This is a genomic window from Janthinobacterium sp. BJB426 (assembly GCF_002735705.1).
GTDB lineage: Bacteria > Pseudomonadota > Gammaproteobacteria > Burkholderiales > Burkholderiaceae_D > Janthinobacterium.
The window spans coordinates 538,712-559,357 of the sequence record NZ_PDZL01000001.1 but is presented as its reverse complement, the minus strand read 5'-3'; the positions used below and the strand labels follow the sequence as shown (position 1 = coordinate 559,357).

Genomic DNA, 20,646 nt, shown 5'->3' with positions numbered 1-20,646 from the left:
TCCTGGTTTGGCGATGCACGCCTGTTATGGTTGCCGAGGTGTTTCGGCACCAGCCTCCGTTTGCAAGCGCTGCACTTCCGCCAGCAATTCCTCTTCCTGGAACGGCTTGCCGAAATACGCATTCACGCCCAGTTCCAGCGCATGCTGGCGGTGCTTGTCGGCGCTGCGCGAGGTGATCATGATGACGGGGATGGCGCGCGTCTTGTCGTCGCTGCGCACATTGCGCGTCAAATCAAAACCATCCATGCGCGGCATTTCCACGTCGACCAGCAGCAGGGCCGGCATGGCAGCCGGTTCCAGCGCATGCAGCTGTTCCAGCGCATCGACGCCATCCTTGGCCAGCAGCACCTGGTAGCCTTCGCGCTCGAACAGGCGCTGCATCACACGGCGCACCGTCAGCGAATCGTCGACCACCATCACGCGCACGGCAGGCACGGCCAGCGCGCTGGAAGCGGCATGCTGCTCGCTGCTGGCCAGCGCATACTGCGACAGCAGTTCCGGATGATGCTCGAGGTGCTGCGCCAGCGCCACCGGGTTCAGGATCAGCACGATGCCGCCCGTGCCCAGTACCGTGGCGCCGGCGATGCCGGGCATGCGCGCCAGCTGCGGGCCCACGTGCTTGACCACGACTTCGCGGTTGCCCACCACGTCATCGACCTGCAAGGCCAGCCTGTCATTGCCATTTCGCAGCAGGAGCACGGGCGCATAGCGCTGCGTGGCCTGCGCCGACGGCGTCTCGCCCAGCATGGCCGACAGGTGGTGCAGCGCCAGCGACTGCCCGTGCGACTCGATGCGCCCGGCCGCCCGCACCTGCTCCAGCTGTTCGCCTTTCAGGTGCAGCACCTGCTCCACCAGCACCGATGGCAAGGCATACGTCTTGCCGCTGGCCGCCAGCAGCACCACCTGGGTGACGGCCAGGGTCAGCGGCAGGTGGATGGTGAAGCGCATGCCCAGGCCGGCCTGCGTCAGCGTTTCCACGCGCCCGCCCAGGGCCAGCGCTTCGGAGCGCACGATGTCCATGCCAAAACCGCGCCCGGCCAATTCCGTCAGGCTGTCGGCGGTGGAAAAGCCAGGCGTGAAAATCAGCTCGGCCGCCTGTGCGTCGGTCAATGGTGCATCCGTCGCCACCAGACCGGCGCCGTGCGCCTTGGCGCGGATGCGTTCCAGGTCCAGCCCTGCGCCATCATCGGAAAAGGCGATCGCCACTTCATTGCCCTGCTGGCTGACCTGCACCAGCAGTTCGCCCGTCTCGCTCTTGCCGGCGGCCAGGCGCGCGTCGCGCGGCTCGACGCCATGCACGATGGCGTTGCGCAGCAGGTGCTCGAATGGCGCCGCCATGCGTTCCAGTACGCTGCGGTCGATTTCCACGCCACCACCGCGGATGTCGAGGTTGACGCGCTTGTCGACTTCCTTGGCGCTTTGCCGCGCCACGCGGAACAGCCGTTCGGCGATGCTGGCAAACGGCACCATGCGGATCTGCATCAGGTCGCGCTGCAGCTCGCGCGTCAGCCGCGCCTGCAGCACCAGGTCGTCCGTCACCGCGTCGACGCTGTGGCTGAGGTTTTCATGGAACGAGGCCACGTCGTTGACGCTTTCGGCCATCATGCGCGTCAGTTCCTGCAGGCGCGTAAAGCGGTCGAATTCGAGCGGATCGAAATCGCGCTCGCTGCCGACGGCCATGCGCGAGGCGATCTGCGATTCGGCCTGCATTTCCACTTCGCGCAGCTGGCGCCGCAAGCGCGCCAGGTTGTCGGAAAACTCGGACAGCGAAGCGCCCAGCACGCCCACTTCATTTTCCATTTTAGAGCGCGTGATCGATACTTCGCCGGCCTGGTTCACCAGGCGGTCGAGGATATCGGCGCGCACACGCACCAGTGCCGCCTTCGGTTCGGCGGCCGGCGTGTCTTCCATGCCCGGCAAGGGCAGCAAGGGTTGCTGCAGCTGTTCGAACAGGTGCAGCGCATGGTCGTAATGGGCCAGCAATTCCTCGAAGGCCTGCGGCGTGGCGGTGCCCGCGTGCAGCATGTTTTCGATATGCGTCTCGATTTCATGCGCATGCTGGCCCAGGCGCATGGCGCCGGCCATGCGCGCGCTGCCCTTGACCGTATGCAGGGTGCGCAACAGCATCTGCGCCTGGCCGCTGTCGTGCGGCTGCTGCTGCCAGCTGCGCAGCGCCTCGCCGATCTGCGGCAGCAGGTCGGCCCCCTCTTCCAGGAAGACGGACAACAAATCGAGGTCGAGTTCATCGCTGATGCCGGCGCTGGCCGCCAGCAGCGCGGCTGCATCGGCCGGCATGATGGCGGGCGCCGGCGCTTCCGGCGCCGCGTGCTCCAATGGCGGCGCATGTTCGAAACCGGCGTCGAACAGGTCATCGCTTACGCCGCTATCCTGCACCGGCGCCGGCACAGGTACTTCGGCAGCAGCAGGCTGCAGCGCGTCGGCGACGATGCTTGCATATGTCGATTCGAACAGGGTCTCGAGCTGCGGCACAGGAACCTCGGCCACCACGTCGGGTAGCGCTTCCGCAGGCTGCGCCGGCGCGCCGACGATGCTGGCGTAAGCGGCTGCAAACAGGGCGTCGAGCCGCTCTTCCTGGCTCTCGCCAGGCGGCGTCGTCAGGGCGCGCCACAGGGTATTGAGCGCTTCGATCATGTCCGGCTGCGTGGGCGCCAGGTCGCCCAGCGCGAACGCCTGCAGCATTTGTCCGATGCGCTGCGTGGCCTGTTCCAGCACGTCGTGCTGCTCGGCGCGCAGGCCGGCCAGCGGCGGCACCACCGTTTCAATCACCGTTTCCAGCGCGTGCGCCAGGTCGCGCAGGGACTGGAAGCCGACCGTGCCCGACGTCCCCGCCAGGGTATGCACGGCTTGCAGCGCTTCCGCGCTGACGGCACGCTGTTCATGGCGCCATTCGCCGAAGTCGCGCGTGAGCACGCGCAGCAATTCATCCGTCTCGGCCAGGTAGATGTTGTACAAGGGAAGGCTGATGCGCAGTTCGCCCACGTGCTTGAGGTGATCGTCCGGCGCTTCGTGGAGCGCGGGTGCCGTGGCCAAGGGAAGTCCGATCACATTGCCATTGCTGACCACGGGTGCGGCCGATGCCGAGCGAGGCTTGCGCAGTTCGAACGGTCCGCCTTCGCGCACGCGCTCGGCCGCCGCCAGCAGCATGCCGGCTTCACGCTCGCGTCCTGCGCCGCCTTCCAGTTCCGCCAACCATTCACTGAGCTGGTACCAACCGTAATTGAGCAGGGTAAACAGATCGTCGCTGACGGGGCGCGCCTCGGCCAGCCATGTATTCATGACGCGCTCGATGGCGCCGGCCGCTTCGGCAAACTGCGCCAGGCCGATCATGCGGCTGCTGCCTTTCAGGGTGTGGAACGAGCGGCGCAGCATGGCCAGGTGGTCGCCGCTGGCGGCCTGCTCGCGCGGCAGGGCCAGGGTGGTGTCGATAAAGGCCAGCACTTCGCGCGCTTCGGCAATGAAAATGTCGAGCATCTCCGCATCGACATCGGTCACGGCCGGCGCGGCATCCATGCCGGCTGGCGCGGCGGGCGCCAGGGCCTGGTCAAGCAAGGGCACGGGCACGGCGCCGGCGGCGGCGACTTTTTCAAATGGCAGGGCGCGGAAGGTGCCGGCGGCGGCATCGAAATGGAAACGCCCGCTGGCCGCCTGCGCGTTGCGGCCCAGCATATCGACAAAAAAGCCCAGCGCGCTGACATTTTGCGCGATCTCGTCGAGCGCCCCGGCGCGCGCATCCGCATTGGCTTCCGCCTTGGCGTCGCCACCGGCCAGCTGCCGCACGGCCGCATCGACGTGCAGCACGGCGGCGCGCGCGTCTTCCTGTCCCAACCCGGCCAGCTGCTGCTGCAACTGTTCCAGGACGGGTGCGACGCCGTCGAGGGTTCCCGTCCCCGTCCCCGCTGCATCCGCGTAATACGCGTTGAGCACCTTTTCCACCTGGCGCAGGCCCGTCTTCATTTCCTCGGCCAGCGTGGCCACCGTCTGGCCCTGTTCGATCTGACGCGACAGCTCCCCCGCCGTGACGGGCGGCGGCGCTTCGCCAGCCAGCAGCGCCTGCAGGCGCGCGGCGATGGTTTCCGCATTGCCGGCGAAATCGTCTGGCAGGCGGCGCAGCTGCTCCAGGCCCGTGTCGGCAAACAGCAGCGCCATGCCGATTTCATTTTCCAGGGCCGCACTGCGTCCGCTGGCCACGGCTTGCCGCGCCACGGCCGCGCATTCGCGCAGCAGGCTGGCCAGGGCCGGCTGTTTCAAGGTATCGACATGTGTCGCCACCTGTTGCAGCGACGCTTCAAACTCCGTACCCAGGGCAGGATCGAGGTCGGCTTGCGCCAGGCGATTCCAGCAGGCGCGCGCCTGCGCCAGGGCCGTGCGGGCGCCTTGCAAGGCATCCTGGTCGACCTGGCCGTAGCGCCGCGTTTCCACGTCGGCGGGCACCTGCCCCTCCAGCGCGAAAGCGGCACGCAGCTGGCGCGCCTCAGATGTGGGCTCGTGTGCCGCAGCGATGAAAAACAGGGCGTCGCGCAGCATCGCTTCGGGCAGGCTGGCCGTGCCCTGCGCCAGGCGGCGCAATTGCAGGTTGATCAGGCCGAACAACTGTTTGACGTTAAGCGTGCCCATGCCTTCGCCGCTGGCCTCCAGCCCGGAAAACGCCTGCATGGCGAACCAGAAGGTGCGCGCAGGCGCTTCCTGCTGCGCATCGGCCACCAGGGTCAAGGTGGCGTGCAAGTCGCCCGCATGCTGGCGCCGCGTTGCGTCATCCTGCGCCTTCAGGAAGGGCAACAAAGACTTTTCGAAGCGCCCGCGCCAGGCCGGATAGTCAGCCGCCGGCGGCGCGTCGGCCAGCGCGATGGCATGCCCTTCCAGCGTCGACGCGGGCGGGAAAAACAGGTCGGCCGGGTGGATGCGCCCGGCGCCCAGCATGGTTTGCAGATCGCGGTAATAGGGAAACAAACGCGTCGGCTGCGGCGGCGTGCCGGCCACCAGGTCTTCCAGGTATTCGGTCAGGGCCTGATACAGTTCGGCGACAACTTGCGCATGGTCCAGCGTGTATTCGAGGCTGCCGTCGCGAAAACGCGCCAGCGCCTGTTCCGCGCCGTCCGTCAGCAAGCTGGCGCCGGCCACGTCCACCATCACCAGTGCGCCATGCGCCTGGTGCAGATGCGAGCGCGCATGCTGCAGGGCCGTGGCGCGTTCCTCGCGCTCGCGGCCACCCGCCTCGAACAGGGCTGTTTTCGAGCGGCCCAGCGCTTCGCGGATTTCCACCATCACCCACGACAAAGGTTCGCTGTCGAACGGCTTGGACTGCTGTGGACTATCTGGTGTGCTCATGCATGCCTCGGTAAGGAAATCGCCTGGACTGGCGCGGCGTTCAGGCGGCGACGCGGAAGCGCGACACCGAATTTTTCAGTTCCTGCGCCAGCATCGACAATTTATGGATCGACTGCGCCGTTTGCTGCGTGCCATCCTGCGTCTGCTCCGTCACGCTCAGGATATGCTGGATATTCAAGGCCACGCCGCTGGCCGAACCGGCCTGCGTGCCGGTGGCGAACGAGATGCCCTGGATCAGTTCAGCCAGGTGTTTCGACACCTGGCTGATGTCGTTCAAGGCCGCGCCGGCCGCGTCGGACAGGCGTGCGCCCTCGACCACGCCCTGCGTGGACGTTTCCATCGCCCGCGTCGCATCCTGGGTATCGGCCTGGATGGTGCGCACCAGCGCGCCGATCTGCTTGGCGGCGGCGGCCGAGCGCTCGGCCAGGCGCTGCACTTCCTCGGCGACGACCGAGAAGCCGCGCCCCGCCTCGCCGGCCGAGGCGGCCTGGATGGCGGCGTTCAGCGCCAGCACGTTGGTCTGCTCGGTGATGTCGGAAATAAGCTCGGTGATCTCGCCGATTTCCTGCGACGATTCGCCCAGGCGCTTGATGCGCTTGGACGTATCCTGGATCTGCTCGCGGATTTCATGCATGCCCTTGATGGCGTTTTCCACCGCCGTCGAACCCTGCTGCGCGGCCGCCACCGACTGGCGTGCCACGTCGGCCGAGACGCTGGCCGACTTCGACACGTCGGTAATCGCATTGGCCATCTTGACCACGGTGGCGCTGACGCCCTGGATCTCGCGCGACTGCTGCTGCGACGCGATAAGCAGCTTGCTGGAAATGCTTTGCGCCTGCGTCGAGGCCCGGTTGACCTGTTCTGCCGTCGCCGTCACTCGCCCCACCAGGCCGCGCAATTCCTCGACCGTGTAGTTGACGGAATCGGCGATGGCGCCCGTGATGTCTTCCGATACGGTGGCCTGCACCGTCAGGTCGCCGTCGGCGACCTTCTGCAATTCATTCATCAGGCGCAGGATGGCCGCCTGGTTCTGCTCATTCCTGGCCTTCGCCTCTTCCTCTTTTCCCTGCGATTGGAGGCGCAGGATTTCCGCTTCCTGGCGCCGCCGCTCGGCATCGCGCGTGCGGTTGACGGAGTCCTGCAGCAGCACCCTGCCGATGCCGGCCGCCGCGATCAGGGTCAGCAACACGCCGCCGACCATCATCCAGAAGGCGATGCCGAGGGTTTCCTGGTTCACGTGGTACATCTTCTGCAGCAAGGTCAAACGCTGGCGCAGGTCTTCGTTCTCGTTGAAGATCAGCTGTTCCGCGCTTTTCGCCGAACTGAATTTATCGAGCCGGTCGAGTATCGACGACACCAGCTTCTGGTAAGTGTCGAAACTGGCTTTCAGCGCCACCAGCCGGTCGCGCAGTTCGGCGTCGCGCGTGGGTGCCAGTTGCAGCGACACGCTGCCATTGAGCAAGCCTTCGACGGCGGTGCGGAAATACGTCGTGTCGCGCCCCAGCGAAAACGCCGTTTCCGAGCTGATGCTGCCAGACGACAGGAACTCGCTGGCGCTGCGGCTCATGCGCTGGCTCAGCATCATCAGGCGGCCGATGACGGCCAGGTCGCGCGCATTGCCGCCACGCTGCACCTTCAGGGCCGCGATTTCCTCGGCCTGCGCCAGCAGCGCCGGCGACAGCGCGTTCAATTGCTGCAAGGTCTTGTCGAATTCGCCCAGCTCCGGCTTCAGGCGCAAGATCGTGCTGGCCGCGCGGTCGCTGCTGGCCCATTTTTTACGCGCATCGGCCACCGCCGCCAGCAGGGCGGAACGCGACTCGCCGATATCGCGTCCGTGATACGTCCCGCCGCGCAGCATCAGTCGAAAATCCTGATTCAGTTCATTGCGGCTTTCCTCGAGCTGGCGGAAGGCTTCCGGATTGCCTTGCACGGCGTTCGGCGCGGCCTTGCCGATGCGCTGCGAATGCATCAGCGCATCGCTGGCCAGCTGCGTCTGTGCCGAGGCGATATTGCCGCTGCGCGTGTTCAGCCCGACGAACAGCAGGCTGGCGGCCAGGCTCAGGGCCATCACCGTCGACAGGATGCTCAATTGTTTTTGCAACGGAAAGTGGCCGATCAGTGGCAGCTTCCAGTCCCCGGCAGGCGCGCTGGCCAGCGACTTGCGCCGTCCCAGCGCGTCGCGCAGGCGCAGCGGCAGGTCGGCCGCCGATGCCGGGTCCCCGGGCGCGTGCTGCGCTTCGGGCATGCCGGCCGCCAGAATAGGGGAATGGGCACCCATCAGCAAATGTCCTTGTGCATGGGGAAGCCGCCAAAGCCGGCATCGAGGAAGCGTTCCGCTTGCGCCAGCTGCGCCAAGTCCAGGCGCAGCCACTGCTGCCCTTCGCTGTCGCGCAGCGCCTGCGCGGCCCACGATGGGAGCACGCCCGGCGCCGCCTCGTGAACGGGCACGGATTGCATCGCGCGCAACTGGCGCAAGCCCAGCACGCGCTCGACCAGCAAGGCGCAATTGAGGCCAAGGCGGGGAGAAAAGGTGATGATGCGGCAGTGATTGCCCGGCGCGCAAGCCGGTTCGCCCATGTAGCGGGCCAGGTCGACGACCCCCGTCAGGCGTCCGCGCATGGCCGCCAGGCCCAGGTACCAGTCCTGCGCCAGCGGCACGCCCTGGATCTGCACACCGGCGGCAATGACGATTTCACCGAGCTGCGTCAGGTCGAGCAGGCACGGCCGGCCACCGAGCATCACGCCCAGTTCCTTGCGCGCGGCCAGCGCGCCACTGCGCGCGGCCTGTATCCGCTCGATCAATTGCAGCTGATACTGGCGCAAGCGGCCCTGCCGCGCGCCCGTCTCGAAGGATGGCATGGCGGCGGCAGGCGAAAAGGCCGCAGTGGACACGCCGTGACCTGGCATCGTGTGCATGCTCAGGAAATCGCGGCGATCTTGGCCAGAAGATCGGCTTCGACCACCGGCTTGACCAGGTAATCGCGCGCGCCCTGGCGCAAGCCCCAGATGCGGTCCGTTTCCTGGCTCTTGCTGGAACAGATAATCACCGGCACGTCCTGCAGTTCGGGATCGCGCGCGATCGCCCGCGTGATCTGGAAGCCATTCGCACCGGGCATCACCACGTCCATCAGGATCAGGTCGGGCCTGGCCTGCTTCAGTTGCGCCAGCGCGTCGGCGCCGTCCTGCGCCGTGAGGACAGCGTAACCGGCACGCACCAGGATCTCGCTCAGGTAATAGCGTTCTGTCGGCGAGTCATCGACGATCAGAATTGTGTGTATGGCCATCTGCTTCCTTGCTGCGTTGTCAATCAATAAAACCACTTAGTCAAAATGCCCGGCCAGGTGCCGCCGCACGGCCTCCAGCAGCGCCTCGCGCGCCAGCGGCTTGGCCAGGCAGGCGCTGGCGCCTGCCATGGCGCCGCGCGCGCGGTCGAACAGGCCCTCCTTCGACGACAGCATCAGCACCGGCGTGGCGTGGAAAGCCGCACTGGCCTTGATCAGCGCGCAGGTGCGGTAGCCGTCCAGGCGCGGCATCACAATGTCGCACACGATCAGCGCTGGCTGGCAGTCGGCGATCTTGGCCAGGGCCTCGAAGCCGTTTTCCGCCACCACCACGCGATAACCGGCCTCGCCGAGGATCTTCGCGGCGGCGCTGCGTATCGTCGCGCTGTCGTCGATGACGAGTATCGTCACGGCATCGGACGGCGCCTCGGGCAAAAAGGGACGCGTCATGTGATTATTCGACAATCTTTCATACCATAGCACAGGCAGCCGCGATACCTGCGTGCGGCAGCGGCATCCCATGGCCTTCGATTAATTACAGCGCCACCATCTCGAAATCATCCTTGCGCGCGCCGCATTCAGGACAGGTCCAGTTCATCGGAACATCGGCCCAACGCGTGCCGGGAGCGATGTCTTCGTCGGGCAAGCCGGCCGCTTCATCATAAACCCAGCCGCAAATAAGACACATCCACGTTTGGAATTGCTGCGTTGTTTCGTTGCTACTCACGTTCTGCCACCCTTCAATCAAGTAAAATGCTGAATTAGGTATCTTAATCTACCCGCCGTGCAAAACCAAACTTCTCCCCTCATATTAAGCTTCGGCGTGTCCGATCCGGTCGGCGCGATCGGCATCCAGGCCGATCTGGCCACCTTTTCAGCCTTCGGCTGCCATGGACTGTCCGTCACCACGGGCCTGTTGATCAGCGATACGGCGCGCGTGGAAGACGTGCAGGCGGTCGACCCGGACTGGGTTTCCGACCAGGCGCGCGTGCTGCTGGAAGACATGTCCGTGGCCGCCATCAAGATCGGCGCGCTGGGCAGCGTGGAAAACGTCACGGCCATCGCCGAAATCGTCTCCGACTATCCGAACGTGCCGCTGATCCTCGATCCCTTCATTTCGGCGCTGCCGGAACAGGGCATGGACGACGAAGACATCCTCACGGCCGTGCGCCAGCTGCTGATCCCGCAAACGACCCTGCTGGTGCTCTCGCCGGTGGAGCTGGAACGCCTGGCCGAGACCTGGCGCGACGCCGACCCGGACGACACATTACAAAACGACGTCGACTACCTGGTGGCGCTGGGCTGCGAATACGTGCTCGTCACCGGCATGCCGGCCGACGCCAGCAAGTCCGGCACGGCCGAAGGAAAGCTGCGCGCCAATACCCTGTTCGGCGAAGACGGCGTGGTGCGCCACGACGAATGGCAGCACCTGCCCGGTATCTTCAACGGCGCCGGCAGCACCCTGTCGGCCGCGGCCACCGCTCTGCTAGCCCTGGCGGAAAACGAAGACGATGTGCCGCAGATAGTCGTGGCGGCGCAGGAATTCACGGCCGGCGCGCTGGCCCACGCGCAGCGCCACGGCATGGGCAAGCTGGTGCCGAACCGGCTGTTCCGGCGCCTGGCGGGCGCACAGTAATCACGACACAGACAACGATCCACTTTCAAGGCACGATTATCATGACGACGACTTCACAGAACGACATCCTGTTTGCCCGCGCACAAAAAACCACGCCAGGCGGCGTCAATTCGCCCGTGCGCGCCTTCCGCTCCGTGGGCGGCACGCCGCGCTTCATCACGCGCGCCGAAGGCCCGTACTTCTGGGATGCGGACGGCAAGCGCTATATCGACTACATCGGTTCCTGGGGTCCGGCCATCGTCGGCCATGCCCACCCGGAAGTGGTGAAAGCGGTGCAGGATGCGGCCGCGCTGGGCCTGTCGTTCGGCGCGCCGACGGAAGGCGAAGTGCTGATGGCCGAGGAAATCACGCGCCTGGTGCCGTCGATCGAACAGGTGCGCCTGGTCTCGTCGGGCACGGAAGCGACCATGAGCGCCCTGCGCCTGGCGCGCGGCGCCACGGGGCGCGACAAGATCGTCAAGTTCGAAGGCTGCTACCACGGCCACGCCGATTCGCTGCTGGTGAAAGCAGGCAGCGGCCTGCTCACCTTCGGCAACCCGACGTCGGCCGGCGTGCCGGAAGATTTCGTGAAGCACACCCTGGTGCTCGACTATAACAATGTGGAACAGCTGAAAGACGCCTTCGACAGCTTCGGCGCGGAAATCGCCTGCGTCATCGTCGAACCGGTGGCCGGCAACATGAACCTGGTGAAAGCCACGCCGGCATTCCTGCAGGCGATGCGCGAACTGTGCACGCAGCACGGTGCCCTGCTCATTTTCGATGAAGTCATGTGCGGCTTGCGCGTGGCCTTGGGCGGCGCGCAGGCGCTGTACGGCATCAAGCCCGATCTCACGGCGTTGGGCAAGGTGATCGGCGGCGGCATGCCGGTGGCGGCCTTCGGCGGCAGCGCGGCGCTGATGCACCACATGGCGCCGCTGGGCGCCGTCTACCAGGCCGGCACCTTGTCGGGCAACCCGGTCGCCGTGGCGGCCGGCATGGCGACATTGAAACTGATTCAGCAGCCCGGCTTCTACGAGCAGCTGGGCGCCACGGCCAAGCGTCTGGCCGAAGGCCTGACCGCCGCCGCCAGGGAAGCGGGCGTGGTTTTCTGCGCCGACTACATCGGCGGCATGTTCGGCATTTATTTCAGCGCCACGCCACCGACCAGCTACGCGGAAATGATGGCGGGCGACCGCAGCAAGTTCAACGCCTTCTTCCACGCCATGCTGGACGAAGGCGTGTACTTCGCGCCAGCCGCCTTCGAGGCGGGCTTCGTCTCGGCGCAGCACGACGATGCCGTCATCGACGCCACCATCGCTGCCGCGCGCAAGGTGTTTGCCACGCTGGCCTAAGCTGCATCATTAAGCTGCACCTGTCTGCCTGACCACGCAGCGGCCCGCCTGGCCGCTGCGCGCCTCCCCGCCCTGCCATCCCCCTGCCGCGTTATTGCTCATAATCATTTGACGCAATGCACAAAATTTGACCCTGGGCCGCCTCCGGCCATGCAAATGCAAAAAAAGTATCGGTTTCAGCACATGTAATCGGTAGCCCTGCCGCGCTCGCCTGCATAGAATGGGGACATAAACCAATAACCCGCCCAGCCGGCAACATGGCTGGAGCGCACGGTAACCCAGCAGGAGACACGCCATGACACGCATCCGCCTTGCCGCCACGCCCCGTTCCTGCCGTCCTGTTCCCCGCCTCGCCTGACCCGCGCGGAGCCCGCCATGCATCCCGATCTCGAAGTCGTCTGCGTGCCCGCCGATGAATCGTTTACAGCCTGGTCGCACGGCTACCCCTACCGTACCGTGCGCTGGCACTTTCATCCCGAATATGAAATCCAGCTGATCACCGACACCAGCGGCAAGTACTTCGTCGGCGACTATATCGGCGATTTCGAGCCGGGCAACCTGGTCATGTCCGGCCCCAACCTGCCGCATAACTGGGTCAGCGAACTGCCCGATAACCAGCCGGTGCCGCAGCGTTGCCTGATCCTGCAATTCACGGCCGAATTCATGGCCAAGGCCATCGCCGCCTTCCCGGAATTGCAGCCGGTCGTGACCCTGCTGGACGAATCGCGCAGCGGCCTGTTGTTTACGCCGGAGGCAGGCGCCGCCGCGCTGCCCCTGATGCAGGCCTTGCTGGAAGCGCGCGGCTGCCGCCGGGTCATGCTGTTCCTGTCGCTGCTGGAACTGCTGCTGCACGACAGCGAGCGCCGCAAACTGTCCAGCCCCAGCTACCTGCCCGATCCGCACAGCTATATGGCGTCGAAGATCAACCTGGCGCTGGCCTATATCGGCAAGAACCTGTCGACCGACCTGCGCGAATCGGAACTGGCCGAACTGATCGGACAAAACGTCAGCTCCTTCTCGCGCTCGTTCAGCAAGCACACGGGAATTTCCTTTGTGCAATACGTGAACTTGCTGCGCATCAAACTGTCCTGCGAAATGCTCAGCAACAGCGCCTTGAGCATCACGGACATCTGCTACCAGGTCGGCTTTAACAATCTGTCCAATTTCAACCGCCAGTTCCTCGCGCACAAGGGTATTTCCCCGTCGAAATTCCGCCGCTACGACGGCCTCAAAACGGCGGCGCCAGGCAATTGAGTTCGCTTCTTCCCGCTTCATGCCCCGGCAGCAGGCAAGGCAAGGCTGCCACGACACCCAAAATGCATACTAAAAATCAGGAGACGATGATGTTGAAAAGAAAATTGCTTGCCCTGTCCACGACCGCCCTGTGCGCCGCCGGCCTGGCCATGCCCGCCAGCGCCGCGCCGCTGAAGATCGGCATGTCCTTCCAGGAACTGAATAATCCGTATTTCATCACCATGAAAAAGGCGCTGGAAGAGGCAGCCGCCAGCATCGGCGCCACGGTGGTGATCACCGATGCGCGCCATGATGTGGCAAAGCAGACGAGCGACGTGGAAGACATGATCCAGAAAAAGATCGACATCCTGCTGCTCAACCCCACCGATTCGGTGGGCATCCAGTCGGCCGTCAAGGCGGCCAAGGCGGCTGGCGTGATCGTCATCGCCGTCGATGCGAATGCCAACGGCCCCGTCGATTCTTTTGTCGGCTCGAAAAATTTCAATGCGGGCCAGCTGGCCTGCACCTACCTGGCCAAGAGCCTGGACGGCAAGGGCGACGTGGCGATCCTCGACGGCATCCCTGTCGTGCCCATCCTGGAACGGGTGCGCGGCTGCAAGGATGCGCTGGCAGCATTTCCTGGCATCAAGATCGTCAGCACCCAGAACGGCAAGCAGGAACGCGACCAGGCCTTGACGGTCACGGAAAACATCCTGCAGGCGCAGCCCAAACTGAAAGGCATTTTCAGCGTCAACGATGGCGGCGCCATGGGCGCGCTGTCAGCCATCGAGGCGAGCGGCAAGGACGTGAAACTGACCAGCGTCGACGGCGCGCCGGAAGCCATCAAGGCGATGCTCAAGCCCAATTCCAGGTTCATCGCCACGGCCGCCCAGTACCCGCGCGACCAGGTGCGCCTGGCGCTGGCCATCGCCATGGCAAAGAAATGGGGCGCCAACGTGCCGGCGCAGGTGCCGGTCGACGTCAAGCTGGTGGACAAGGCCGGCGCCAAGTCCTTCAGCTGGTAAGCGTCGCAGCCACCGTGCTTGCCCACTCCCGCGGCCTGGCTGCGGGAGCTTCACCGTTATTCCGGATCCCATCATGCAGACGATCTTGCAGCTACAAAACATCACCAAGGGTTTCCCCGGCGTGAAGGCCTTGAACGACATTAACCTGAGCATCCGCCAGGGCGAAATCCACGCCTTGCTGGGTGAAAATGGCGCCGGCAAGTCGACACTGATGAAAATTCTCAGCGGCATCTACCGGCCCGATGCGGGCAGCATCGTGGTCGATGGCCAGCCCTGCTATTTTCACAGCTACAACGATGCCATCGCCGCCGGCATCGCCATCATCTTCCAGGAGTTTTCCCTGGTTCCCTACCTGAATGCGGTGGAAAACATCTTCCTGGGACGCGAGCGGGCGAATGCCCTGGGCCTGCTGTCGAAAAAAGCCATGCGGCAGGAAGCGGCAGCCATCTTCGCGCGCCTGAACATCGAGATCGACCTGTCGGCCGAGGTCAGCCAGCTCAGCATTGCCCAGCAACAGTTCGTGGAAATCGGCAAGGCCCTCTCGCTCAATGCCCGCATCCTGATCCTCGACGAACCGACGGCCCCCCTGACGCCCAGCGAAGCGGGGCACCTGTTTGCCATCATGCGCGAACTGCGCCAGCAAGGCGTGGCGATGATCTTCATTTCGCATCACATGGAAGAGATCTTCGACGTGTGCGATCGCATCACCGTCCTGCGCGATGGCCAGTACGTGGGCATGACGGACGTGGCCGCCACCGATATCGGCCAGTTGGTGGAAATGATGGTGGGGCGCAAGCTGGAAGCCAACTTCCCCGCCAAGCCGGCGCCTCCCGCCTCGCCCGCCATCGTGCTCGAGGCCCGCGACGTGCGCCTGTCCAGGGATGGCCCCGTCAACAGCTTCGAGCTGCGGCAGGGCGAAATCCTCGGCTTTGCCGGCCTCGTCGGTTCCGGCCGCACGGAACTGGCGCTGGCCGTGATGGGCGCCCACCCGGCCTGGCACAAGGACATCCGCATCCACGGCAAGCGCGCCAGCCTGCGCGATCCGGCCGATGCCTTGCGGCACGGCATAGGCCTGTTGCCGGAAAGCCGCAAGACCGAAGGACTGATCCTCGATTTCGACATCAGGGAAAACATGTCCATCAATAACCTGGGGAAATACACGGGTGCGGGCCTGATACGCCGCCCGGCCGAGCTGGCCGCCACGCGGGCCATGATGGCCAAGGTGGGCGTCAAGGCGCCCGGTCCCGGCACGCGCGTGGGCACCCTGAGCGGCGGCAACCAGCAGAAAGTGGTGATCGCCCGATGGCTCAACCATCACTGCAAGATCCTCATCTTTGACGAGCCCACGCGCGGCATCGACGTGGGCGCCAAGGCGGAGATCTACCGCCTGATGCGCGCCCTCACCAGCGATGGCTATTCCATCATTCTGATTTCATCGGAACTGCCGGAAATCACCGGCATGTGCGACCGGGTCGCCGTGTTCAAGCAGGGCGCCATCGTGGCCATGCTGGAAGGCACGTCCATTCACTCCAGCGAGGTAATGCGCCATGCAACAGCCGGTCAACACTGAACCCCTCGCGGCGCCGCGCCGCGCCGCCCCTCCCCTGTCAGCCAGGCGGCTGTGGGCCATGCTGAAACAGTCGCCCGCCTTCCTGCCGCTGCTGGGCCTGCTGCTGGTGTCGGCGGCGATGGCGGCCACCACCGACCATTTCTTTTCCAGCGATAACCTGGTCAATATCGCCCGGCAAGTGTCGATCAACGCCATCATCGCCGTCGGCATGACGTGCGCCATCCTCAGCGGCGGCATCGACCTGTCCGTCGGCTCCGTGATGGCGCTGACGGGTACCTTGACGGCGGGCCTGATGGTGGCGGGCCTGCCGCCCGGGCTGGCCATCGCGGCCGGCCTGGCCGTGGGCATCGCCTTTGGCGTGGGCAATGGTTTCTTTGTCGCCTACGCCAGGATGCCGCCAATTATCGTCACCCTGGCCACCATGGGCATCGCGCGCGGGCTGGCCCTGCTGTACACGGGCGGCTACCCGATCAACGACTTGCCGGACTGGTTCGAATTCTTTGGCCGCGGCACGGTGCTGGGGGTGCAGACGCCGATCCTGGCCATGCTGCTGGTCTTCCTCGTCGCCTATGTGCTGCTCGACCACACGCCGCTGGGCCGCTATATCTACGCCATCGGCGGCAACGAGGAAGCGACGCGCCTGAGCGGCGTGCGCGTGGCGCGCTACAAGCTGCTGGTATATGCCATCAGCGGCGGCACGGCCGCCATCGCGGGCCTGGTGCTGACGTCGCGCCTGATGAGCGGCCAGCCGAACGCCGGCATCGGCTTCGAACTGGACGCCATCGCCGCCGTCGTCATGGGTGGCACGGCCATCACGGGCGGGCGCGGTTCCATCGTCGGCACGCTGATCGGCGCCGTCATGCTCGGCGTACTGAATAACGGCCTGAACATGATGGGCGTCTCGCCCTACCTGCAAAACATCATCAAGGGCGTGATCATCCTGCTCGCCATTTACATCAGCCGCAACAGCAGCAAGCGCGCCTGACCACCACCTTTATCACCTGGAGCCTCCCATGAAGTACACCGAAGTCGAGATGCAAGCCGTCGTTTGCCACGGTCCGAAAGATTACCGCCTGCAAAAGATCACCCGCCCCAAGCCACGCCTGAACGAGTTGCTGATCCGCATCGCCGCCTGCGGCATCTGCGCCAGCGACTGCAAATGCCACTCAGGCGCCGCCATGTTCTGGGGCGGCGACGGCCAGCCATCGTGGGTCAAGCCGCCCGTGATCCCCGGCCACGAATTCTTCGGCTACGTGGTCGAGGCGGGAGAGCACGGCGAGGAACACTTCGGCGTGAAGGTGGGCGACCGCATCATTGCCGAGCAGATCGTGCCTTGCGGCAAGTGCCGTTTTTGCAAATCGGGCAAATATTGGATGTGCGAAGTGCACAATATCTTCGGCTTCCAGCGCGAAGTGGCCGATGGCGGCATGGCCGAATACATGCGCATTCCGCCCACGGCCCTCGTGCATAAAATTCCCGAGAGCATTTCGCTGGAAGACGCCGCCATCATCGAGCCGATGGCGTGCGCCATCCATACGGTCAACCGCGCCGAAGTGCAGCTCGACGACGTGGTGGTGATCGCCGGGGCCGGGCCGCTGGGCCTGATGATGGCGCAGATCGCCGCCCTGAAGACGCCCAAAAAACTGGTGGTGATCGACATGGTGCCGGAACGCCTGGCGCTGGCGCGCGAGTATGGCGCCCACGTCACCATCAATCCCGCCACCGACGATGCGCTGGCCATCATCCACGGCTTGACGGACGGCTACGGCTGCGATGTGTATATCGAGACGACGGGCGTGCCGGCCGGCGTGACGCAGGGCTTGAACCTGATCCGCAAGCTGGGCCGCTTCGTCGAATTCAGCGTGTTTGGCAAGGAAACCAGCGCCGACTGGTCCATCATCGGCGACCGCAAGGAACTCGACGTGCGCGGCGCCCACCTGGGACCGTATTGCTACCCGGTCGCCATCGACCTGCTGGAACGGGGCCTGGTCACCTCGAAAGGCATCGTCACGCACGACTTTCCGCTGGAAGACTGGGAACAGGCGTTCGCACTGGCCAACTCGCTCGATTCCATCAAGGTCTTGCTGAAACCGGCACAACATTAACGGGGAAACCGGCATGGATTACGTCATCGGTGTCGATATCGGCACGCAAAGCACCAAGGCCCTGCTCGTCACCAGCGGCGGCACCCTCGTGGCCCAGCATGCGCACGGCTACCAGGTCGACACGCCCCGGCCCCTGTGGGCCGAGCAATGGCCGGCCGTGTGGTACGACGCCGTGGTGGCGTGCGTGCGGCAAGTGCTGCATGCCAGCGGCGTGCCGGCCGCGAGCGTCAAGGCCCTCTGCGTGAGCAGCCTGTATGGCGGCTCCGGCATTCCCGTCGATGCCGCCATGCAGCCGCTGCACCCGTGCCTGATCTGGATGGATCGGCGCGCCACCGACGAGGTGGAATGGGTCAATCAGCACGTCGACCTGGAACGGCTGTACGCCGTAACCGGCAACGGCGTCGACAGCTATTACGGCTATACCAAGATGCTGTGGCTCAAGCGCCACCGTCCCGAAGTGTGGGACCGCACGCGCTACTTCCTGCCGCCGAACAGCTACATCAACTATCTGCTGACGGGGGAAGTGGCCGTCGACCATAGTTCGGCCGGCAATATCGGCGGCGTGTACGACCTGGCCGCGCGCAGCTGGTCGGCCCCTATGCTGGAGGAACTCGGCATCCCGGCGCGCATGATGCCGGAGCGCCTGGTCGACTCGTCCGACGTGGTGGGCACGCTGCTGCCGCTGGCGGCCCAGCAGTTGGGCTTGCTGGAAGGCACGCCCGTCATCGCCGGCGGCGTCGATGCGGCCGTGGCCACCTTCGCCGCCGGCGCCAGCCGCGCGGGCCAGCACGTGGCGATGATCGGAACCAGCATGTGCTGGGGCTATATCCACCAGCAAGTCGATGCGCGCCACGGCCTGATCAGCATGCCGCACGTGTTCAACAGCCAGTCCGACCTGTATGTGTTTGGCGGCGCCATCACGGCCGGCGCGTCCGTCAGCTGGTTCCGCGACGAGTTTTGCCAGGCCGACGTGGAGGCGGCCAGACGGCTGGGCCATGCCGATGCGCACCAGTTGATGGAAGAGCAGGCGCAAGCGGTACCGCCCGGCGCGGAAGGCGTGCTGTTCCTGCCCTATCTGATGGGGGAGCGCAGCCCCATCTGGGATGCCAGGGCCAGCGGCGCCTTCCTGGGCCTGAGCCTGTACCACAGCCGCGCCCATCTGTATCGCGCCGTGCTCGAAGGCGTGAGCTTTGCCCTGAAACACAATATCGAGGCGGGCGCCAAAGGTACCGGCACGGTGGCGCTCGACGACAAGCTGATCGTCGTCGGCGGCGCCGCGCACTCGCCCCTGTGGATGCAGATCATTGCCGACATCACGGGCTATCCCGTCTACACCATCGCGGAAAACGTCGAGGCGGCGCTGGGCGCAGCCTTGCTGGCGGCGCTCGGTACCGGCCTCGTCACCAAGGAAGCGGCCCAGCTGGGCTGGGTCACCCTGGTGCCGCGCAGCAAGCCACAAGCGGAGGCCAGCGAGGTGTACCGCCGCACCTTTGCCCTGTACCGCGATGCCTATCCCGCCTTGCGGCCCCTGATGCACCGCATCAATAACGACAACCAGACCTGAGGAATACCATGCTATTCGATTTCCGCCACAAGAAATTCATCGTCACGGGCGCTTCCAGCGGCATCGGCCTCGTCACGGCGCGCATGCTCAGCGCGGCCGGCGCGCGCGTCATTGCCATCGGACAAAACGCCGAACGGCTGGCCGCACTGGCCGACGAAACCGGTTGCGAGCCGCTGCAGCTCGACATCAGCGACAGCGACGCCATGGCGGCCGCGCTGGCGCCGCTGCGCAACATCGATGGTCTCGTCAATTGCTCCGGCATCTCGCAACTGGGGCCCAGTTTGGAAGTCGATGCGGCCAGCTTTGACCGCGTGATGGTGGTCAATGCGCGCAGCGCGGCCATGATGGCGCGCCATGTGGCGCAGGGCATGCTGCGCGAAGGACACAAGGGCAGCATCGTGAACGTTTCGAGCCAGGCGGCGCTGGTGGCGCTCGAGCATCATCTGGCGTATTGCGCTTCGAAGGCGGCCATGGATGCGATCACCCGCAGCCTGTGTCTGGAACTGGGGCCGCACGGCATCCGCGTCAACAGCGTCAATCCCACCGTGACCCTGACGCCGATGGCGGAACGGGACTGGAGCGACCCGGTAAAAAGCGCTCCCATGCTGGCGGCCATTCCGCTGCGCCGTTTCGCCACCCCGGAAGAGGTAGCGAGCCCCATTTTGTTCCTGCTCAGCGACGCCGCCGCCATGATCAGCGGCGTCAGCCTGCCGATCGATGGCGGCTATACCTGCCGCTAAATCACTTGCAATTAAGCAACTTGCGGCTCGGTGGCCGGCTGCAGCAGGGCCGCCACCAGCGCCGGCAGGCTGGCCATGTCGCTGAACACGACATGCGCGCCAGCCGCCTTCAGGCGCGCTTCCTGGCCGGCGGCAATATGCCCGCCGCCGATAAAGCCCAAGACCGTCATGCCCGCCGCCACGGCAGCCGTCACGCCCGTGACGCTGTCTTCCAGCACCAGGCACTGGCCCGGTGACACGCCGAAAGCGGCCGCCGCTGCCAGGTACAGGCCCGGATGCGGCTTGGCATGGCCCACCAGGTCCGGCGTGAATACACGCTGATCGAACAACGGCGCCATGCTAGTCCGCTCGAGCGCCGACAGCACGCGCGCGCTGACGCTGTTCGAGGCCACGGCCTTGGGCAGGGGAATGGCGGCCAGCGCTTGCGCCACGCCGGGCACGGCGCGCAATTGCGCGTCGCAAGCCGCATCGACCGCGTTGCCGATGGCCATGATGTCATCGGCCGGCAATTGCGGCAAGCCCAGCTCCTTGTAGATATCCTGCATCAGCGGCACCAGGCGCTGACCCAGGCGCGGCTCGATCAAACCTTGCAGGGTGATGCCCTCAGGCAGGTTCTGCAGGCGCGGCCCCAGCAATTCCAGCAGCGCTTGCAGGGCCACGGCTTCGCTGTCGATCAGCACGCCATCGCAGTCGCTGATCAGGTGGGTGAAGCGCGGTGGGGTAGTGGCGGTATCAGGCATGGACTCTCCAGAAGGCAACAGTGACGGGAAATGCGGCGGCCAGCCAGCCAAGGCTGGCATCGCAACGATCATAGG

16 protein-coding genes are annotated in these 20,646 nt (G+C 65.3%); 9 read left to right on the top strand and 7 right to left on the bottom strand.

The window, feature by feature from the left end; genetic code table 11:
• Positions 1-24: 24 nt before the first annotated feature.
• The 6 genes from CSQ93_RS02450 to CSQ93_RS02425 form a co-directional block, all read right to left on the bottom strand.
• On the bottom strand, positions 25-5,346 hold the full coding sequence (locus tag CSQ93_RS02450; RefSeq protein WP_099376559.1) for a hybrid sensor histidine kinase/response regulator: 5,322 nt from the start codon (positions 5,344-5,346) through the stop codon (positions 25-27).
• Between the two features lie 40 nt (positions 5,347-5,386).
• On the bottom strand, positions 5,387-7,624 hold the full coding sequence (locus tag CSQ93_RS02445) for a methyl-accepting chemotaxis protein (RefSeq protein ID WP_099376558.1): 2,238 nt from the start codon (positions 7,622-7,624) through the stop codon (positions 5,387-5,389).
• Positions 7,624-8,262 carry a chemotaxis protein CheW gene (locus CSQ93_RS02440; RefSeq protein WP_099376557.1) on the bottom strand — a complete coding sequence of 213 codons (639 nt, stop codon included), beginning with the start codon at positions 8,260-8,262 and terminating at the stop codon, positions 7,624-7,626. Before CSQ93_RS02440 ends, CSQ93_RS02445 begins: the two co-directional genes overlap by 1 nt.
• Positions 8,263-8,264: 2 nt before the next feature.
• Complete coding sequence (locus CSQ93_RS02435) at positions 8,265-8,630, bottom strand: response regulator (RefSeq protein WP_099376556.1); 366 nt, start codon at positions 8,628-8,630, stop codon at positions 8,265-8,267.
• A gap of 36 nt (positions 8,631-8,666) precedes the next feature.
• Positions 8,667-9,077 (bottom strand): response regulator, encoded by a 411-nt coding sequence (locus CSQ93_RS02430; protein WP_099376555.1) that lies wholly within the window; start codon positions 9,075-9,077, stop codon positions 8,667-8,669.
• An 85-nt stretch (positions 9,078-9,162) separates the two neighbouring features.
• Positions 9,163-9,315, bottom strand: a complete 153-nt coding sequence (locus CSQ93_RS02425; RefSeq protein ID WP_010401308.1) for a rubredoxin — start codon at positions 9,313-9,315, stop codon at positions 9,163-9,165.
• A 96-nt stretch (positions 9,316-9,411) separates the two neighbouring features.
• Here CSQ93_RS02425 and thiD point away from each other — a divergent pair, with 96 nt between their 5' ends.
• The 9 genes from thiD (at position 9,412) to CSQ93_RS02380 (ending at position 19,831) form a co-directional block, all read left to right on the top strand.
• Positions 9,412-10,263, top strand: a complete 852-nt coding sequence (thiD, locus tag CSQ93_RS02420) for a bifunctional hydroxymethylpyrimidine kinase/phosphomethylpyrimidine kinase (protein ID WP_099376554.1) — start codon at positions 9,412-9,414, stop codon at positions 10,261-10,263.
• Between the two features lie 41 nt (positions 10,264-10,304).
• Positions 10,305-11,594, top strand: coding sequence for a glutamate-1-semialdehyde 2,1-aminomutase (hemL, locus tag CSQ93_RS02415; protein ID WP_099376553.1), 1,290 nt, complete (start codon positions 10,305-10,307; stop codon positions 11,592-11,594).
• Between the two features lie 375 nt (positions 11,595-11,969).
• Positions 11,970-12,848: an AraC family transcriptional regulator gene (locus CSQ93_RS02410; RefSeq protein WP_099376552.1), complete on the top strand. Its 879-nt coding sequence runs from the start codon at positions 11,970-11,972 to the stop codon at positions 12,846-12,848.
• A gap of 86 nt (positions 12,849-12,934) precedes the next feature.
• On the top strand, positions 12,935-13,852 hold the full coding sequence (locus CSQ93_RS02405; RefSeq protein WP_099376551.1) for an ABC transporter substrate-binding protein: 918 nt from the start codon (positions 12,935-12,937) through the stop codon (positions 13,850-13,852).
• Between the two features lie 73 nt (positions 13,853-13,925).
• Positions 13,926-15,422, top strand: a complete 1,497-nt coding sequence (locus CSQ93_RS02400; protein ID WP_099376550.1) for a sugar ABC transporter ATP-binding protein — start codon at positions 13,926-13,928, stop codon at positions 15,420-15,422.
• Complete coding sequence (locus tag CSQ93_RS02395) at positions 15,400-16,407, top strand: ABC transporter permease (protein WP_099376549.1); 1,008 nt, start codon at positions 15,400-15,402, stop codon at positions 16,405-16,407. The genes CSQ93_RS02400 and CSQ93_RS02395 overlap by 23 nt, the downstream gene beginning before the upstream one ends.
• Before the next feature lie 28 nt (positions 16,408-16,435).
• Positions 16,436-17,527 carry an alcohol dehydrogenase catalytic domain-containing protein gene (locus CSQ93_RS02390; protein WP_099376548.1) on the top strand — a complete coding sequence of 364 codons (1,092 nt, stop codon included), beginning with the start codon at positions 16,436-16,438 and terminating at the stop codon, positions 17,525-17,527.
• 13 nt (positions 17,528-17,540) lie between these two features.
• Positions 17,541-19,091, top strand: a complete 1,551-nt coding sequence (locus tag CSQ93_RS02385; RefSeq protein ID WP_099376547.1) for an FGGY-family carbohydrate kinase — start codon at positions 17,541-17,543, stop codon at positions 19,089-19,091.
• An 8-nt stretch (positions 19,092-19,099) separates the two neighbouring features.
• Positions 19,100-19,831, top strand: a complete 732-nt coding sequence (locus tag CSQ93_RS02380; RefSeq protein WP_099376546.1) for an SDR family oxidoreductase — start codon at positions 19,100-19,102, stop codon at positions 19,829-19,831.
• Between the two features lie 11 nt (positions 19,832-19,842).
• Here CSQ93_RS02380 and CSQ93_RS02375 read toward each other — a convergent pair whose 3' ends face one another.
• Complete coding sequence (locus CSQ93_RS02375; protein WP_099376545.1) at positions 19,843-20,571, bottom strand: HAD family hydrolase; 729 nt, start codon at positions 20,569-20,571, stop codon at positions 19,843-19,845.
• Positions 20,572-20,646: the final 75 nt, after the last annotated feature.

What these genes read in the sequence shown, in the direction of transcription:
- CSQ93_RS02425 (WP_010401308.1), bottom strand. Translation starts at nt 9,315, where the DNA reads ATGTGTCTTATTTGCGGCTGGGTTTATGATGAAGCGGCCGGCTTGCCC.
- hemL (WP_099376553.1), top strand. Translation starts at nt 10,305, where the DNA reads ATGACGACGACTTCACAGAACGACATCCTGTTTGCCCGCGCACAAAAA.
- CSQ93_RS02405 (WP_099376551.1), top strand. Translation starts at nt 12,935, where the DNA reads ATGATGTTGAAAAGAAAATTGCTTGCCCTGTCCACGACCGCCCTGTGC.
- CSQ93_RS02375 (WP_099376545.1), bottom strand. Translation starts at nt 20,571, where the DNA reads ATGCCTGATACCGCCACTACCCCACCGCGCTTCACCCACCTGATCAGC.
- CSQ93_RS02385 (WP_099376547.1), top strand. Translation starts at nt 17,541, where the DNA reads ATGGATTACGTCATCGGTGTCGATATCGGCACGCAAAGCACCAAGGCC.
- CSQ93_RS02390 (WP_099376548.1), top strand. Translation starts at nt 16,436, where the DNA reads ATGAAGTACACCGAAGTCGAGATGCAAGCCGTCGTTTGCCACGGTCCG.
- CSQ93_RS02410 (WP_099376552.1), top strand. Translation starts at nt 11,970, where the DNA reads ATGCATCCCGATCTCGAAGTCGTCTGCGTGCCCGCCGATGAATCGTTT.
- CSQ93_RS02440 (WP_099376557.1), bottom strand. Translation starts at nt 8,262, where the DNA reads ATGCACACGATGCCAGGTCACGGCGTGTCCACTGCGGCCTTTTCGCCT.
- CSQ93_RS02400 (WP_099376550.1), top strand. Translation starts at nt 13,926, where the DNA reads ATGCAGACGATCTTGCAGCTACAAAACATCACCAAGGGTTTCCCCGGC.
- CSQ93_RS02450 (WP_099376559.1), bottom strand. Translation starts at nt 5,346, where the DNA reads ATGAGCACACCAGATAGTCCACAGCAGTCCAAGCCGTTCGACAGCGAA.
- CSQ93_RS02430 (WP_099376555.1), bottom strand. Translation starts at nt 9,077, where the DNA reads ATGACGCGTCCCTTTTTGCCCGAGGCGCCGTCCGATGCCGTGACGATA.
- CSQ93_RS02380 (WP_099376546.1), top strand. Translation starts at nt 19,100, where the DNA reads ATGCTATTCGATTTCCGCCACAAGAAATTCATCGTCACGGGCGCTTCC.
- CSQ93_RS02395 (WP_099376549.1), top strand. Translation starts at nt 15,400, where the DNA reads ATGCAACAGCCGGTCAACACTGAACCCCTCGCGGCGCCGCGCCGCGCC.
- CSQ93_RS02435 (WP_099376556.1), bottom strand. Translation starts at nt 8,630, where the DNA reads ATGGCCATACACACAATTCTGATCGTCGATGACTCGCCGACAGAACGC.
- CSQ93_RS02445 (WP_099376558.1), bottom strand. Translation starts at nt 7,624, where the DNA reads ATGGGTGCCCATTCCCCTATTCTGGCGGCCGGCATGCCCGAAGCGCAG.